Raw genomic sequence first — 15,637 nt, forward strand, 5'->3', positions numbered from 1 at the left:
GGCCCGCACAGGACACCCCCCAGCGCCGCCGCAACGACCGCCAGCCGACCCCTACGCCTCATACAGCCCAGCCCACCCAACACCCACTCAGGTCCCGTCCCTGCCCAGACTCTTGCAGAGAAGGAAGGGTTGCGCACACCACAGGGGGCACTGACCGGTCAGCTACGGGAGACGTTCCGCTCGTAGACGAGCCGAAGCCCGATCAGCGTCAGCCACGGTTCGTGCTCGTCGATGACCGACGCCTCCCCGAGCACCATCGGCGCGAGCCCACCCGTGGCGATCACCGTCACGTCGTCCGGGTCGCCGCCCGCGCCCGCCAGCTCGCGCGCCATGCGGTTCACCACGCCGTCGACCTGCCCCGCGAAGCCGTACAGGATGCCCGCCTGCATGGCCTCGACCGTGTTCTTGCCGATGACACTGCGAGGACGCGCCAGCTCGATCTTGCGGAGCTGCGCGCCCCGCACGCCGAGCGCCTCGACGGAGATCTCGATGCCGGGAGCGATGACACCACCCGCGTACTCCCCGCGCGCGGACACCGCGTCGAAGGTCGTCGCCGTACCGAAGTCCACGACGATCGCGGGCCCCCCGTAGAGCTCGACCGCCGCGACCGCGTTGATGATGCGGTCGGCGCCGACCTCCTTGGGGTTGTCCATGAGGATCGGGACACCGGTCTTGATGCCGGGCTCGACGAGGACGGCGGGCACGTCGCCGTAGTAGCGACGGGTCACCTCGCGCAGCTCGTGCAGGACCGAGGGGACCGTCGAGCAGATCGCGATGCCGTCGATGCCGTCGCCCAGCTCCTCGCCGAGCAGGGGATGCATGCCCATCAACCCGTTGAGCAGCACGGCGAGTTCGTCCGCCGTACGGCGCGCGTCCGTGGAGATGCGCCAGTGCTCGACGATGTCCTCGCCGTCGAACAGGCCGAGGACGGTGTGCGTGTTGCCTACGTCGATGGTGAGCAGCATCAGTCCCGCACCGCTTCCCGCAGGTCGAGGCCGATGTCGAGGATCGGCGACGAGTGGGTGAGCGCGCCCACCGCGAGGTAGTCGACGCCCGTCTCGGCGTACGCGCGGGCGTTCTCCAGGGTGAGGCGGCCCGAGGACTCCAGGAACGCGCGGCCGTCCACGAGGGCGACCGCCTCCTCGGTCTCGCCCGGCGTGAAGTTGTCCAGAAGGATCAGGTCCGCGCCCGCCTCGACGACCTCGCGCAGCTGGTGGAGCGTGTCGACCTCGACCTCGATGGCCAGGCCGGGGAAGCGCTCGCGCACGGCCTTGAAGGCCTGGGCCACGCCGCCCGCGGCGACCACGTGGTTGTCCTTGACCAGGGCCGCGTCGGCCAGCGACATGCGGTGGTTGACGCCGCCGCCCATGCGGACCGCGTACTTCTCCAGGGCGCGGTAGCCGGGCGTCGTCTTGCGGGTGTCCCGGACCTTCGTCCGGGTGCCCTCCAGGACGTCCGCCCACGCGCGCGTGGCGGTCGCGATGCCGGACAGGCGGCACAGCACGTTCAGCGCGCTGCGCTCGGCGGTGAGCAGGTCGCGGGTGCGGGTCGTGACGCTGAGGAGCACGGTGCCCGCTTCCACGCGGTCGCCGTCCTCCACGTGCCGCTCGACCTCGAACTCGTCCTCGCAGACCACGGAGATGATCGCCTCGGCGACGCGCAGGCCCGCCACCGTGCCGGCCTCGCGGGCGGCGAAGTCGGCGGTGGCGACGGCGTCCTCGGGGATGGTGGCGGCCGTGGTGACGTCCACGCCGCCGTCCAGGTCCTCCTCGATGGCCATGTGCGCGATGTCCTCGACCTGCACCGGGTCGAGTCCCGCCGCGGTGAGCAGCTGCGCCAGAGCGGGGTCGAGACCGCACTCCATGGGGTCGAACGCGTCGTCGCCGCCGCAGCCGCAGGCGTCGCCGCAGCCGCCGCCGGTCGGGGCGAGGGGGAGGTCGTCGGGGGTGCTCACGGTCACTGCTCCTGGGGACTGGGACGGGTCGGAGGGAAGTCGTGGGTCTCGGTGGTGTGCGCCGCCAGCGTCCGGTCCGGATTCAGGCGTACGACGATGTGGCGCCGCCAGGCCGCGTCGTCGCGGTCGGCGTGGTCCTCGCGCCAGTGGCAGCCGCGGGTCTCCTCGCGGCGCTGGGCGGCGGCCACCAGGACGCGGGCCACGCACAGGAGGTTGGTGGCCTCCCAGGTGTCGACGCCGGGCTCGGCGGTCTTGCCCTCGTCCGCGAGCGCGCCCGCCGCCTCCGCGTGGATGCGGGCCAGGCGGGCCGCCGCCTGGGAGAGCGACTGCGCGGAGCGCAGGACTCCGGCACCCTCGGTCATCACGCGCTGGATCGCGAAGCGGGCCTCGGGCGGCAGCAGGGGGTGCGTCGGCGTCTCGGGCCGCGCGACCGGCGCGGGCACGCGCGCGTGGAGGGCGTCCTCCGCGTGCCGTGCCACGATGTCGGCGGCGATGCGCTCGGCGTAGACCAGGCCTTCCAGCAGGGAGTTGGAGGCGAGGCGGTTGGCGCCGTGCACGCCGGTGCAGGCGACCTCGCCGCACGCGTACAGGCCCGGGACCGTGGTGCGGCCGTGCAGGTCGGTGCGGACGCCTCCGGAGGCGTAGTGCGCGGCCGGGGCGATCGGGATCGGCTCGGTGACCGGGTCGATGCCGTGGGCGCGGCAGGCGGCGAGGATCGTCGGGAAGCGGCGCTCCCACATCTCCGCGCCGAAGTGCCGGGCGTCCAGGTACATGTTCTCGGCGCCCTGCTCCAGCATGCGGCGCGTGATGCCCTTGGCGACGATGTCGCGGGGCGCGAGCTCGGCGAGCTCGTGCTGCCCGACCATGAAGCGCACGCCGTCGGCGTCCACGAGGTGGGCGCCCTCGCCGCGGACCGCCTCGGAGACCAGCGGCTGCTGGCCCTCCGCGTCCGCGCCGAGGAAGAGCACCGTGGGGTGGAACTGCACGAATTCCAGGTCGGAGACCTCGGCGCCCGCGCGCAGGGCGAGCGCCACGCCGTCGCCCGTGGACACGGACGGGTTGGTGGTCGCGGAGAAGACCTGGCCCATGCCGCCGGTGGCGAGGACCACCGCGGGGGCGTGGACGGCGCCCACGCCGTCGTGCTGGCCCTCCCCCATGACGTGCAGGGAGACGCCGGCGGTGCGTCCCTCGGCGTCGGTGAGCAGGTCGAGGACCAGGGCGTTCTCGACCGTCGGTATGCCTTCGGCGCGGACGGCCTCGACCAGGGCGCGGGAGATCTCCGCGCCGGTCGCGTCGCCGCCCGCGTGCACGATGCGGTTGCGGTGGTGGCCGCCCTCGCGGCCCAGCTGGATCTCGCCCTCGGGGCCCAGGTCGAACCGGGCGCCGGTCCCGATGAGGCGGCGCACGGCGCCGGGGCCCTCGGTGACGAGGGTGCGCACGGCCGGCTCGTCGCACACCCCGGCGCCCGCCACCAGCGTGTCGTCCAGGTGCTGTTCGGGGGTGTCGCCCTCGCCGATCGCCGCGGCGACGCCGCCCTGGGCCCAGCGCGTGGACCCGGCGTCCAGCCGGGCCTTGGTGACCACGACCGTGCGCAGTCCGGCGGCCGAGGAGCGCAGGGCGGCGGTCAGGCCGGCCACTCCGGAGCCGACGACCACGACGTCGGCGTCGAGGGACCAGCCGGGGGCGGGGGCGTGCAGCCGTATTCCGGTGGCACTCATGCGGCGGCTCCGATCACGTGCGGACGACGGCTCACACACGTACGACGACGTGGACCGCGCTCAAGGGACGGCTCGATCGCGCTCATACAGCGGCTCCGAACGTCAGCGGGATGTTGTCGATCAGCCGGGTCGCGCCGACCTTGGCGGCCACGGCCAGGACGGCGTCCCCGGTGTGGCCGGGGCGTACCTGGGTGAAGTCGGACGGGTCCACCAGCGCCACGTAGTCGAGCACCAGCGGGGGGCTCAGGCGCGCCGCCTCGTCCAGGACGAGGCGGGCCGCCGCGACGACGGCGGCGGGACCGCCGGTCGCGGAGGGCGCCGCGGACTGCGCCACGGCGTGCGCGTCGGCCGCCGCACGGGACTCGCCGATCGCGCTGAGGGCGACGGCACGCGCGCGCGTGGCGGGGGCGCTGGCGGCACGCGCGCGGAGCGCCTCCTGCGCGGCGTGCCGGTCGCGGCCCGCGAAGAGGGCCTGGGAGAGGGCGAGGGCGGTGCGCCGCTCCTCCGGGGAGAGGTAGCGGTTGCGGCTGGACAGGGCCAGGCCGTCGTCCTCGCGGACGGTGGGGACGCCGACGATCTCCACGTCGAAGTTCAGGTCGCGCACCATGCGGCGGATCAGGGCGAGCTGCTGGGCGTCCTTCTGCCCGAACAGCGCCGCGTCGGGCCGGGTGAGGTGCAGCAGCTTGGCGACGACCGTGAGCATCCCGTCGAAGTGGCCGGGGCGCGTGGCGCCTTCGAGGACGGTGCCCATGGGGCCCGCGCTGACGCGCACCTGGGGCTCGCCGCCCGGGTAGACCTCGTCGACGGCGGGGGCGAACACGGCGTCCGCGCCCGCCTGTTCGGCGATCTTGACGTCGGCGTCGAGGGTGCGCGGGTAGCGGTCCAGGTCCTCGCCCGCCCCGAACTGCAGGGGGTTCACGAAGACCGTGACGACGACCTCGCCCTCGGGCCCGGCCATCCGGCGGGCGGCGCGGATCAGGGAGGCGTGCCCGTCGTGCAGGGCGCCCATGGTCATGACGACGGCACGGCGCCCGCCCCGCGCGCGCGTGCGCAGCGCCTCGGCGGTGTGCAGGAGTGCGGTGCTCATCGGCTGCCTCCTTCGGAAGCGCCGGTACCGCCCGCTCCGTGGGCGAGCACACCGAGGAGGTCCTCGGCGAGCTCCGGCTTGAGCAGTCCGTGCGCGAGGGCACGGTCGGCGGTGGCGCGGGCCATCGCGAGGTAGCCGGCGACGGTCTGCGGGGCGTGCTTGCGCAGCTCGGCGACGTGGGCGGCGACGGTGCCCGCGTCCCCGCGCGCCACGGGGCCGGTGAGCGCCGCGTCTCCCGACCGCAGGGCGTTGTCGAGCGCGGCTCCGAGCAGGGGGCCGAGCATGCGGTCCGGGGCCTCGACGCCCGCGTCGCGCAGCAGCTCCATGGACTCGGCGACCAGCGTGACCAGGTGGTTCGCCCCGAGGGCGAGGGCCGCGTGGTAGAGCGGGCGGCTCTCCTCGGCGATCCACTCGGGCTCGCCGCCCATCTCGATGACCAGCGCCTCGGCGGCGAGCCGCAGCTCCTCGGGCGCGGTCACCCCGAAGGAGCAGCCGGCCAGCCGCTGGACGTCGACGGGGGTGCCGGTGAACGTCATCGCGGGGTGCAGCGCGAGCGGCAGGGCGCCGGCGCGCAGGGCGGGTTCGAGGACCTTGGTGCCGTACCGCCCGGAGGTGTGGACGAGGAGCTGGCCGGGGCGCACGGCGCCGGTCTCGGCGAGGCCTTCGACCAGACCCGGCAGGGCGTCGTCGGGGACGGTCAGGAGCACCAGGTCGGCGCGCTCCAGGACCTGGGCGGGCGGGACGAGGGGGACGTCGGGCAGCATGACGGCGGCCCGGCGCACCGAGGTGTCGGACACCCCGGAGGCGGCGACCGGGCGGTGCCCGGCGAGCTCCAGCGCCGAGGCGAGCGCGGGGCCGACGCGGCCCGCTCCCACGACTCCGACGGTGAGCCTCGCGGGACGGTCCCGCGGGTCTGGCTGATGCGATGCGTTCACGCGATGGCGCCTTCCGTTCCAGTCCGCTCGGGGTACCGGACGATTTCTCGTCATGTTAACGCGATTGGTTGGCGCGGCGTCTTCCACTGTCCACAGGCTGTGGTTATTCGTGTGACCGGTGGCAGCGGACGGTCCATGCTCGAAGGATGCCCTCCAACGACACGGCCCAAGACCAGTCCGAGCCCCGGGAAGCGGACTCGCGCGAGCGGGAGGCGGACCCGCGAGAAACCGAGGCGGACTCCTACGGCCTCCAGTCGGCGCGGCGCCGCGCCGCCGCCCGCGGCGCCGCGCGCACCCTGCACCGCTCGGTCCTCCACGTCCCGCTGGCCGAGCGTCTGTCGGCGCTGGCGGCCGCGGCGCCCGAGGTCGTCGGCCCGGACGACCCCACGGACATCTACGGCGACGGGGTCGTCGCCACCCTGGAGGAGGAGGTCGCGGGCCTGCTCGGCAAGGAAGCGGCCGCCTTCTTCCCGAGCGGCACGATGGCCCAGCAGGTGGCGCTGCGCTGCTGGGCGGGGCGTACGGGGAACGCGACGGTGGCGCTGCATCCGATGGCGCACCCCGTGCTCCACGAGAGCGGCGCCTTCCCCGTCGTCAGCGGGCTGCGCACGGTGCATCCGACGGACGAGCCGCGGCTGCCGACGGCCGACGAGGTGCGGGACTTCGGGGAGCCCTTCGGGGCGCTGATGCTCGAACTGCCGCTCAGGGACGCCGGTTACGTCCTGCCGACCTGGGAGGAGCTGGAGGCCGTCGTGGAGGCGGCCCGGGAGCGGGAGGCCGTCGTGCACTTCGACGGCGCGCGCCTGTGGGAGTGCACGGCGTGGTTCGACCGCGACCTCGCGGAGATCGCCGGGCTCGCGGACTCCGTGTACGTGTCGTTCTACAAGTCCCTCGAAGGGCTGAGCGGCGCCGTGCTGGCCGGTCCCGCCACGCTGGTCGAGGAAGCGAGGGTGTGGCGCCACCGCTACGGGGGCCAGCTGTTCCACCAGTTCCCGACCGCGGTGTCCGCGCTGCTGGGCCTGCGGCGCACGCTCCCCCGGCTGCCCGAGTACGCCGCCCACGCGCGCGTGGTCGCCGAGGCGCTGCGCGAGGGGCTCGGGGCGGCGGGCGTGCCCTGGTCGCGCGTGCACCCGGAGCCGCCGCACACCCATCAGTTCCAGGTGTGGCTGCCGTACGCCTGCGACGTGCTGAACGAGGTCTCCCTGGAGCAGGCCGAGGAGACCGGGACCCTGCTCTTCGGGCGCTGGTTCCCGGAGGGGCCGCCCGGCCTCTCGGTCACGGAGGTCACCGTGACCGAGGAAGGCCTGAAGTGGACGGCCGACGACGTCAGGGAAGCGGTCGCGGAGTTCGTGCGACGCCTCCCCCGCTGAGGCGGCCGCCGCGCGCCAGGCGGGCCAGGGCGGCACGGAACCTGCCGTGGGCGGGGCGTTCCTCGACGACGGCCCGGAAGCGGCCGTACTCGCGGACCTCGCGGACGACCTGCCAGTCGTGCTGCCCCGGCGCGGGCGGCGTCGGCAGGCCGTGCTGGGCGGCGCGGTAGGCGTCGAGCATGTGCTGCTGGGTGACGCTCATGACGTAACACCTTTCTGAATAAATGGTACTTAACAGACGCCGGAGGGCGGCCGGGTCCGCGGAGAGGGATCGGTGGCGAAGGGATGTCGGCTCCAGGGGTCTGACGCGGCCCGGAGGAAGCCCTGAGGGAACCCTGAGGAAACCCCTGAGGAAAGAGGGACGAGCGGAAGAAGAGGAGGTCCGGAGGCTTCGGCGGCTCCGGCGATGACCTCAGACTGCTCCCCGGGTCCCGTCCGCGTCGCGTCGATTGACGAGCGCCGTCAATCGAAGGACCGGCTGTCAGTGGCGCGATGCACCATGGGGACATGAGCGTGAGCATCGACATCAGCGGGCTGCCCCAGGAGCGGATCCACGTCGTGCCCTCGCCCCTGGCCGAGCTCGGCATGGCGCTGCACGCGCTGTCCGAGCCGGGACACCACCCGGGGCTCCAGGGCTGGACGACCGCGGTCTCCGCGCGCCTGGACCCGTGCCTCGCCGACCGCATGTGCGAGGCCGACTTCCTGTGGCGCTCGACGTTCTCCGACGTGTTCGCGCCGTTCGCGGGCATCCCGGGGCAGCGGACGCTTCCGGGGGCCACGCTCGCCGAGGAGCTCGACCTGCTGGACAAGCTGACGGACGAGCAGTTCGTGGACGCCGCGCTGGAGTTCACCTGCCAGTCGACGTACTCGGAGCCGGACCGCAAGCTCCTGTCCGACCCCGCCGTGCAGCAGCGCGCGCTCGACCTGGCCGCGGCCCGCGGCCCGCATCAGGTGCGGTTCACCCGGCGGCTGCTCGACGACCCGCCCGTCGTGCGCGCGTGGGTGCGCAGTCTCCTCCAGGACTGCGACGACGCGTTCTTCGCCGACACCTGGACGCGCGTGAGCCACCAGCTCGCCGCGGATGCCCGGCACAAGACCGAGCTGCTGCGCCGCAAGGGCCTCGGGGAGGCGCTGAAGGCCATCTCCGGAGCGGTCTCCCTGGCCGAGGACGGCCGGCTCATCACCGTCGACAAGATCACCTCGGGGCGTACGACGACGGGCTCGGGCGGTCTCGTCCTGGTGCCGACCAGCCTGGGCTGGCCGCACCTCATGGTGCTGCACCGCAAGGGCTGGCAGGCCGCGATCACGTACCCCGTCGGCTCCCCCGGTCTCACCGCCCCGCCCACCGTGGAGCAGCTGACCCGCCGCATGGCCGCCCTCGCCCACCCGGTCCGGATGCGCCTGTGCCGCCACCTCGCGCGCGGGGCGTACACCACGAGCGAGCTGGCGGACGCGCACGGCATGACGGCACCCGAGATATCCCGGCACCTGAGCGTCCTGAAGAAGGCCGGCCTGATCACCACCCGCCGCCGCGGCCGCTATGTGCAGCACCAGCTGGACATCAGCGTGGTGTCCCGCCTGGGCAGCGACTTCATCGAGGGCGTGCTCCGCTAGCCCGCCCCCTCGCGCGGCGTACGGCTACGCGCCGCCCCCGGCCCGCACCAGACCCGTCTCGTACGCGAGGACGACGACCTGCACCCGGTCCCGCAGGCCGAGCTTGGTCAGGATGCGGCCGACGTGCGTCTTCACGGTCGCCTCCGAGAGGACCAGGCGCGCCGCGATCTCGCCGTTCGACAGGCCCTGCGCGACCAGCACCATGACCTCGCGCTCGCGGTCCGTGAGGCGCTCCAGCTCCTTGAGCTGCGGCTGCCCGCCCGCGTTCGGCAGCATCGGCGCGAAGCGGTCGAGGAGGCGGCGCGTGGTGGACGGCGCGACCACCGCGTCGCCGCTGTGCACGGAGCGGATCGCCGCGAGCAGCTCCGCGGGCGGCACGTCCTTGAGCATGAAGCCGGACGCGCCGGCCTTCAGCCCCGAGAAGGCGTACTCGTCGAGGTCGAAGGTGGTCAGGATCAGCACCTTCGGAGGGTTCGCCCCCTGGCAGACGCGCCGGGTGGTCTCCACGCCGTCCAGCTTCGGCATGCGGACGTCCATCAGGACCACGTCGACCTTGGTCGCGCGCAGCACCTCCAGGGCCTCCACGCCGTCGCCCGCCTCCGCGACGACCTCCATGTCCGGCTGGGCGGCGAGCACCATCCGGAACCCGGTGCGCAGCAGCACCTGGTCGTCGACGAGCATCACGCGGATCGACATCGAGGAGATCCCTTCGGGGAGGTTCGGTGGATCGGGTTCAGTGTGCCGGTTTCAGCGGCAGCAGCGCGCTGATGCGGAAGCCGCCGCCGGGGCGCGGCCCCGCGTCCAGCGTGCCGCCGACCATGCCGACGCGCTCGCGCATGCCGATCAGGCCGTGCCCGCTGCCGTCCGCCCCGCCGTCCTCGTACAGCTCGTGCGGCGCGCCCTTGCCGTCGTCCTCGACGAGCAGCCCGAGGCCGTCGTCGAAGTAGACCAGGCGGACGCTCGCACCGGCGTTCTCGCCGCCGTGCTTGCGGGTGTTCGTGAGCGCTTCCTGCACGATGCGGTACGCGGTGAGCTCGACGCCGCTGGGCAGCGGGCGCGGGGTGCCCTCGACCTTGAAGTCGACGGGCAGACCGGCCGTGCGCACCTGCTCGATGAGCTCGTCGAGCTGCTCGACGTCGGGCTGCGGGACGTACTCCCCGCTCTCCTCGGGCTCCCCGGTGCGCAGCACGCCGAGCAGCCTGCGCATCTCGGCGAGCGCCTGCCGGCCGGTCCCCGAGATCGTCTCCAGGGCCTTCTTCGCCTGGTCGGGGGCGGTGTCCAGGACGTACGCGGCGCCGTCGGCCTGGACCACCATCACCGAGACGTTGTGCGCGACGACGTCGTGCAGCTCGCGCGCGATGCGGGCCCGCTCGGCCGCCACCGCGACCTTCGACTGCGCCTCGCGCTCCTTCTCCAGGCGGTCGGCGCGCTCCTCCAGCTGCGCCAGATAGGCGCGGCGCGTGCGGATGGAGTCGCCGAGGACCCAGGCGAGCGCGAACGGGACTATCTGGAACATCGTGAAGAGCACGTTCCCGAAGACGCTGGTGTTCTCCGAGGGCCAGCGCATCATCGACAGCGGCGCCGCCGCCAGACCGCCGATCAGCGCGAACCGCGAGGCCCACTTCTCCCCGTCGGCCGCGGCGGTGTAGATGACCACCAGCATCGCGAAGTTCGCCGGCATCGTCCCCACGTCGAGGACGAGCTGGAAGACGCCGATGACCGCGGCGAGCACCAGCATCTGCTCGGTCCAGCGGCGGCGCAGCGCGACGACCAGGGAGAGCCCGATGGCGACGGGGACCGCCGCGATGTTCGGGTCGTAGCCGTTCGCCTCGGACATGGAGACCAGACCGAGCCCGGAGACCCCGAGCAGGACGAGGGCCCAGAAGCCGTCGACCCAGGTCGGGTGTCTGCGGAGAAAGTCATAGAGGCGCTGCACGTAACCCAGCGTAGGCAGCCCGGCAGTGCCCCGGGGTCAACCGGAGGTCCGATCCGTATCGAGCACATGTACTCCCCAAGGTGGAGGCCCGCTTAGCCTGCGGGCTGTGACGAACGACCACGAAAGGGCCCCGCGGGGCGTCCGGCGCGGCTGGCGCGAGGCCACCGAGACCGCCCTGTACGGCCCTGACGGCTTCTACCGCCGCCCCGAAGGACCCGCCGGGCACTTCCGCACCTCCGTGCACGCCTCGCCCCTCTACGCGGACGCCGTGGCGCGGCTCCTGCGCCGCCTGGACACCGCGCTCGGCCACCCCGCCGAGCTCGCCTTCGTGGACATGGGCGCGGGCCGCGGCGAACTGACCGCGGGCGTCCTGGCCGCGCTCCCCGCCGGGGTGGCGGCACGCGTGCGCGCGTACGCGGTGGAGCGCGCGGAGCGCCCCGCGGGCCTCGATCCGCGCGTCGACTGGCGGGCCGCCCCGCCGGCCGGCGTCACCGGCCTGCTGTTCGCCAACGAATGGCTGGACAACGTCCCTCTGGACGTCGCCGAGGTGGCCGACGACGGGACGGTGCGCCGCGTGCTCGTGCGCGACGACGGCACCGAGTCGCCGGGCGGCCCGGTCGAGGGGCCGGACGCCGACTGGCTGGCGCGCTGGTGGCCGCTGGAGCCCGAGCCGGGGCTGCGCGCGGAGATCGGGCGCCCCCGCGACGAGGCCTGGGAGGCCGCCACGGCGTCCCTCGCGCGCGGCCTGGCGGTCGCCGTCGACTACGCCCACACCCGGGACGCCCGCCCGCCGTTCGGGACGCTGACGGGCTTCAGGGAGGGCCGCGAGACGGCGCCCGTGCCGGACGGCGGCTGCGACATCACCGCCCATGTGGCACTGGACGCCTGCGCGCGGGAGGGCGCCGAGCTGCTCACGCAGCGGGCGGCGCTCGGCGCGCTGGGCGTGCGCGGCGGACGCCCGCCGCTGTCGCTCGCCTCCAGCGACCCCGCCGGCTACGTACGCGCCCTCACGCGCGCGGGAGAGGCGGCCGAGCTGACCGCGCCCGGCGGGCTCGGCGACTTCGGCTGGCTGCTGCAGCCCGTCGGCGTGGACCTCGGGCCGCTACTTGTCGATGTCGCCGACCACGAAGAACAGTGACCCCAGGATCGCCACCATGTCCGCGACCAGCTGGCCGGGCAGCAGCTCGGTCAGCGCCTGGATGTTGTTGTACGAGGCCGAGCGCAGCTTCAGGCGGTACGGCGTCTTCTCGCCCTTGCTGACGAGGTAGTAGCCGTTGATGCCCAGAGGGTTCTCGGTCCACGCGTACGTGTGCCCCTCGGGGGCCTTGAGGACCTTCGGCAGCCGCTGGTTGATCGGGCCCTGCGGCAGCTCGGCGAGCCGGTCGAGACAGGCGTCCGCGAGGTCGAGGGCGTTGTGGGTCTGCTCCAGGAGGCACTCGAAGCGGGCCAGGCAGTCGCCCTCCTCGCGCGTGACGACCTTCAGGGTGTCCTGCAGTTCGCCGTACGCGAGGTACGGCTCGTCGCGGCGCAGGTCGAAGTCGACCCCGGAGGCGCGGGCGATGGGACCGCTCACTCCGTAGGCGTGTGCCGCCTCGGGCGTGAGGACGCCGACGCCGCGCGTACGGCCCCGGAAGATCTCGTTGCCGAGTACCAGACGGTCGTACACGTCCATGCGCGAACGCACCGAGGCGACCGCCTCACGCGCGCGGGAGGCCCATCCGGCGGGCAGGTCCTCCTTGAGGCCGCCGACGCGGTTGAACATGTAGTGCATGCGGCCGCCGGAGATCTCCTCCATCACGTTCTGGAGCTCCTCGCGCTCGCGGAACGCGTGGAACACCGGGGTGATTCCGCCCAGTTCGAGGGGGTACGACCCGAGGAACATCAGGTGGTTGAGGACGCGGTTCAGCTCGGCGAGCAGCGTGCGCATCCAGACGGCCCGCTCGGGGACCTCCATGCCGAGCATCCGCTCCACGGCCAGCACGACGCCCAGCTCGTTCGAGAACGCCGACAGCCAGTCGTGGCGGTTGGCCAGCATCACGATCTGCCGGTAGTCCCGGGCCTCGAACAGCTTCTCCGCGCCGCGGTGCATGTAGCCGATCACCGGCTCCGCGTGCTGGATGCGCTCGCCGTCCAGGACGAGCCGGAGCCGGAGCACGCCGTGCGTGGACGGGTGCTGGGGGCCGATGTTGAGCACCATGTCGGTGCTCTCGGCCGCTCCGCCGATGCCGAGCGTGGTCTCCGTGGCGGTCTCCGTGGTCGGACTCATGCGCACAGTCTCTCGCACGCGGCTGTCCTTGGTCGTACGTACGCTTGAAGCATGGAATCGGGGATGGTGGGGCCCGCAGGACCGGCGGGGGTACGGGCGGAGCCGGTGTGGACCGGGCTGCCCAAGGGACTGCTCACGATGCGGCGGCTGCTGCTCGTGGTCTGGCTGGTGCCGCTCGCGGCGGCACTCGGCGTGCTGCTCGGGCTGTTCGCCGGGCCCGCCTGGGCGGCCTTCGCGCTGCTGCCGCTCGCCGTCGTGGTGTGGGGCTGGTCGATGCTGGGGCGCAACTGGCGCTCGTGGCGGTACGCGGAGCGGGCGGACGACCTGCTCATCAGCCGGGGTGTGCTGTGGCGCGAGGAGACCGTCGTGCCGTACGGCCGCATGCAGCTCGTCGAGGTGACGTCCGGACCCGTGGAGCGGTACTTCGGGCTCGCCGGCGTGCAGTTGCACACCGCGGCGGCGGCCACCGACGCGCGCATCCCCGGCCTGCTCCCCGAGGAGGCCGAGCGCCTGCGCGACCGGCTGACCGAGCTGGGCGAGGCACGATCGGCGGGGCTGTGAGCGGCGACCGGCCGGTGGAGGGCACGCGGAAGGCCGTCGTCGAGGGACAGCCGGGGGACGCGGGGCAGCCGGTGGACGGCGGCGGCTCTCTGGATGGTGGCGGCTCGGTGGACGGTGGCGGCTCGCCGGACAGTAGCGGCTCGCCGGACGGTGGCGGCGGCTCCGTGCAGGAGCGGCGGCTGCACCCCGTCACGCCGCTGCGCCGCGCCTGGGCGCCCTTCGCGCTCCTGGTGGGCTGGGCGGTCCACGACCCGAACGGCACGCAGCAGCGCGTCTCCGACCTGACCGCCACCACGCTGCTCCTCATCTGCGCCGCGTTCCTCATCGGCGGCGGCCTCTACGGCTTCCTGAGCTGGTGGTTCACGCACTTCGCCGTCACCGACACCGAACTGCGCATCCGCACCGGCCTCTTCTTCCGGCGCACCGCCCACATCCGCCTCGACCGTCTCCAGGCCGTCGACGTGACACGGCCGCTGCTCGCCCGGATCGCGGGGGTAGCCAAGCTCAAGCTGGACGTCGTCGGCACGGAGGACAAGGACGAGCTGGCCTACCTCGGCGAGCGCGAGGCCGCCGAGCTGCGCGCCGAACTGCTCGCGCGGGCGGCCGGTTTCGCCCCCGAGCAGGCCCGCGAGGTCGGCGAGGCCCCCGTCCGGAACCTGCTGCACGTCCAGCCGCGCATGCTCGCCGTCTCCCTGCTGCTGACCGGCGGGCCCTGGGTGATGCTCGTCGCCGCGGTCGTGGTGCCGACGGCCCTGTGGTTCGCCACGCACAGCGTGTGGACGGTCGTCGCGACCGGACTGCCCATGCTGGGCGGCGCGTTCGCGAGCAGCGGCGGCCGCTTCATCAAGGAGTACGACTGGACGGTGGGCGAGTCCCCGGACGGGCTCCGCATCGACCACGGGCTGCTGGACAAGGCCCACGAGACGGTGCCGCCGGGCCGTGTGCAGACCGTGCACATCGTGCAGCCGCTGCTGTGGCGGCGGTACGGCTGGGTGCGGGTCGAGCTGGACGTCGCGGGCTCGTCCAACAGCGTGCTGGTGCCGGTCGCCCCGCGCGAGCACGCCGAGGCGGTGATCGCGCGGGTCCTGCCGGGCGTGCGCGTGCCGGACGCCGCCGAGCTCGTGCGGCCGCCCGCGCGCGCGGCGTGGTGCGTGCCGCTGTGGTGGAAGGGGTACGGCCTCGCGGTCACGGACGCGGTCTTCGCGGCGCGGCACGGCCGGTTCAGGCGCCGCCTCTCGCTCGTGCCGCACGCCAAGGTGCAGAGCGTGCGGCTCTCCCAGGGGCCGTGGGAGCGGTTCAAGGGCGTGGCCGACGTGAAGGTGGACTCCGGCGCCGGCCGGACGGTGACGGCACGGCTGCGGCCGGCCGAGGAGGCGGCGGACCTCCTCCAGTCCCAGGCGGACCGCTCCCGGACGGGCCGCAGAGAGGCGGCACCGGACCGCTGGATGGCGTGACGGAGCCCGCAGGGGGGCGCGGACGGCGAGCCCCGTAAGGGGCGCGGGTGGTAAGCCCCGTAAGGGGCGCGGGGAACTGCGCGACCAGCCACGAACAGCCCGCACCCGAAGCAAGAAGCAACCGGACGCCCCCCGACAGCACCGGAAAAAGGAACGGGCCCGCGCCCCGCAAGGGGCACGGGCCCACCCGTGATTCCGCCGGACCCAGCGGAGCGCCTACGCGCGCAGGGCCGTCCGCAGCTCCCCGACGTCGATCTGCTCCGTCTCGTCGTGGGCCGTCAGGTCGATGACCTGGCCCACGCCGCGCGCGGCGTCGTCGTCGCCCGCGTCCTTGAACTCGGCCTCGGCCTCGGCCTTGTGCACCGCGAGGGCCTCCTCGCCCACCACGTCGGCGAGGTCCTCGTTCTGCACGGACTCGAGCGCCGCGGGCGTGCTCTTCGTACCGAAGAAGTCGAACCCGCCCTGCGGAACCGGGCGGCGCGCCTGCACGGGCGGCGCGACGGCGACCGCGCGCTCGTGCCCGCCGTATCCGTCGGCCGCCCCGGGATTCCCCCGCGACTCGGCCTCCTGCGCCTGCGCGGCCCGCGCGCCGGCTTCGGTCCTGGCGGCGGTCTTCGTCTCCTGCGGCGCCTCCTGTGCCGCGTCCTGCCGCGGAGCCGGCACCGTACGCGGAGTCAGGCGGTCGAGCGCCTCGTTGGCCCGCAGGAAGAGCGACGGCGTGGGGCTCGCGCCCGGCCGGGCG

General features: G+C 73.9%; 14 protein-coding genes and 1 pseudogene. 5 read left to right on the forward strand and 10 right to left on the reverse strand.

Going from position 1 to position 15,637, the window contains the following annotated elements; all coding sequences use genetic code 11:
• Positions 1–158 precede the first annotated feature (158 nt).
• The 5 genes from AOK22_RS26845 to AOK22_RS26865 all read right to left on the reverse strand — a co-directional run bounded on the left by AOK22_RS26845 (position 159) and on the right by AOK22_RS26865 (position 5,694).
• Positions 159–965 (reverse strand): type III pantothenate kinase, encoded by an 807-nt coding sequence (locus AOK22_RS26845; RefSeq protein ID WP_055701292.1) that lies wholly within the window; start codon positions 963–965, stop codon positions 159–161.
• On the reverse strand, positions 965–1,954 hold the full coding sequence (nadC, locus tag AOK22_RS26850; protein ID WP_055701293.1) for a carboxylating nicotinate-nucleotide diphosphorylase: 990 nt from the start codon (positions 1,952–1,954) through the stop codon (positions 965–967). The genes AOK22_RS26845 and nadC overlap by 1 nt, the downstream gene beginning before the upstream one ends.
• Positions 1,955–1,956: 2 nt before the next feature.
• The gene (locus AOK22_RS26855; RefSeq protein ID WP_055701294.1) at positions 1,957–3,672 is read right to left on the reverse strand and encodes an L-aspartate oxidase; all 1,716 of its coding nucleotides are present in this window, start codon (positions 3,670–3,672) and stop codon (positions 1,957–1,959) included.
• Positions 3,673–3,754: 82 nt separating this feature from the next.
• Entirely contained in the window at positions 3,755–4,759 is a 1,005-nt protein-coding gene (panC, locus tag AOK22_RS26860; protein ID WP_055701295.1) for a pantoate--beta-alanine ligase, read from the reverse strand.
• Positions 4,756–5,694, reverse strand: a complete 939-nt coding sequence (locus AOK22_RS26865; protein WP_055701296.1) for a Rossmann-like and DUF2520 domain-containing protein — start codon at positions 5,692–5,694, stop codon at positions 4,756–4,758. The genes panC and AOK22_RS26865 overlap by 4 nt, the downstream gene beginning before the upstream one ends.
• Before the next feature lie 146 nt (positions 5,695–5,840).
• Here AOK22_RS26865 and AOK22_RS26870 point away from each other — a divergent pair, with 146 nt between their 5' ends.
• On the forward strand, positions 5,841–7,064 hold the full coding sequence (locus AOK22_RS26870) for a threonine aldolase family protein (protein ID WP_079036840.1): 1,224 nt from the start codon (positions 5,841–5,843) through the stop codon (positions 7,062–7,064).
• On the opposite strand, the gene AOK22_RS26875 is transcribed toward AOK22_RS26870, so the two are convergent.
• On the reverse strand, positions 7,021–7,266 hold the full coding sequence (locus AOK22_RS26875; protein ID WP_055701297.1) for a hypothetical protein: 246 nt from the start codon (positions 7,264–7,266) through the stop codon (positions 7,021–7,023). The genes AOK22_RS26870 and AOK22_RS26875 overlap by 44 nt on opposite strands.
• A gap of 305 nt (positions 7,267–7,571) precedes the next feature.
• On the opposite strand from AOK22_RS26875, the gene AOK22_RS26880 reads away from it, so the two are divergent.
• Positions 7,572–8,678 carry a DUF5937 family protein gene (locus AOK22_RS26880; protein WP_055701298.1) on the forward strand — a complete coding sequence of 369 codons (1,107 nt, stop codon included), beginning with the start codon at positions 7,572–7,574 and terminating at the stop codon, positions 8,676–8,678.
• Between the two features lie 24 nt (positions 8,679–8,702).
• Here AOK22_RS26880 and AOK22_RS26885 read toward each other — a convergent pair whose 3' ends face one another.
• The gene (locus tag AOK22_RS26885) at positions 8,703–9,374 is read right to left on the reverse strand and encodes a response regulator transcription factor (RefSeq protein ID WP_055701299.1); all 672 of its coding nucleotides are present in this window, start codon (positions 9,372–9,374) and stop codon (positions 8,703–8,705) included.
• 37 nt (positions 9,375–9,411) lie between these two features.
• Positions 9,412–10,614 (reverse strand): sensor histidine kinase, encoded by a 1,203-nt coding sequence (locus AOK22_RS26890; RefSeq protein WP_055701300.1) that lies wholly within the window; start codon positions 10,612–10,614, stop codon positions 9,412–9,414.
• A 106-nt stretch (positions 10,615–10,720) separates the two neighbouring features.
• Between AOK22_RS26890 and AOK22_RS26895 the strand changes: the two genes are divergently transcribed.
• Entirely contained in the window at positions 10,721–11,752 is a 1,032-nt protein-coding gene (locus tag AOK22_RS26895; protein ID WP_055701301.1) for an SAM-dependent methyltransferase, read from the forward strand.
• Here the strand turns inward: AOK22_RS26895 and AOK22_RS26900 are convergent.
• On the reverse strand, positions 11,717–12,880 hold the full coding sequence (locus AOK22_RS26900; RefSeq protein WP_055701302.1) for an NADH-quinone oxidoreductase subunit D: 1,164 nt from the start codon (positions 12,878–12,880) through the stop codon (positions 11,717–11,719). The genes AOK22_RS26895 and AOK22_RS26900 overlap by 36 nt on opposite strands.
• A 51-nt stretch (positions 12,881–12,931) precedes the next feature.
• Between AOK22_RS26900 and AOK22_RS26905 the strand changes: the two genes are divergently transcribed.
• Together AOK22_RS26905 and AOK22_RS26910 are read left to right on the forward strand one after the other, a co-directional pair.
• Complete coding sequence (locus tag AOK22_RS26905; RefSeq protein ID WP_055701303.1) at positions 12,932–13,441, forward strand: PH domain-containing protein; 510 nt, start codon at positions 12,932–12,934, stop codon at positions 13,439–13,441.
• 107 nt (positions 13,442–13,548) lie between these two features.
• On the forward strand, positions 13,549–14,895 hold the full coding sequence (locus AOK22_RS26910; RefSeq protein WP_055701305.1) for a PH domain-containing protein: 1,347 nt from the start codon (positions 13,549–13,551) through the stop codon (positions 14,893–14,895).
• Positions 14,896–15,111: 216 nt separating this feature from the next.
• On the opposite strand, the pseudogene AOK22_RS43000 reads toward AOK22_RS26910, so the two are convergent.
• Positions 15,112–15,637: pseudogene (locus AOK22_RS43000) on the reverse strand (hypothetical protein); the annotation flags it as partial.

This window comes from Streptomyces silaceus, assembly GCF_001419745.1.
Classification (GTDB): domain Bacteria; phylum Actinomycetota; class Actinomycetes; order Streptomycetales; family Streptomycetaceae; genus Streptomyces; species Streptomyces silaceus.

Coding starts and splice junctions, on each gene's coding strand:
- AOK22_RS26905 (WP_055701303.1), top strand. CDS start 12,932: ATGGAATCGGGGATGGTGGGGCCCGCAGGACCGGCGGGGGTACGGGCG.
- AOK22_RS26875 (WP_055701297.1), bottom strand. CDS start 7,266: ATGAGCGTCACCCAGCAGCACATGCTCGACGCCTACCGCGCCGCCCAG.
- panC (WP_055701295.1), bottom strand. CDS start 4,759: ATGAGCACCGCACTCCTGCACACCGCCGAGGCGCTGCGCACGCGCGCG.
- AOK22_RS26855 (WP_055701294.1), bottom strand. CDS start 3,672: ATGAGTGCCACCGGAATACGGCTGCACGCCCCCGCCCCCGGCTGGTCC.
- AOK22_RS26870 (WP_079036840.1), top strand. CDS start 5,841: ATGCCCTCCAACGACACGGCCCAAGACCAGTCCGAGCCCCGGGAAGCG.
- AOK22_RS26845 (WP_055701292.1), bottom strand. CDS start 965: ATGCTGCTCACCATCGACGTAGGCAACACGCACACCGTCCTCGGCCTG.
- AOK22_RS26880 (WP_055701298.1), top strand. CDS start 7,572: ATGAGCGTGAGCATCGACATCAGCGGGCTGCCCCAGGAGCGGATCCAC.
- AOK22_RS26885 (WP_055701299.1), bottom strand. CDS start 9,374: ATGTCGATCCGCGTGATGCTCGTCGACGACCAGGTGCTGCTGCGCACC.
- AOK22_RS26900 (WP_055701302.1), bottom strand. CDS start 12,880: ATGAGTCCGACCACGGAGACCGCCACGGAGACCACGCTCGGCATCGGC.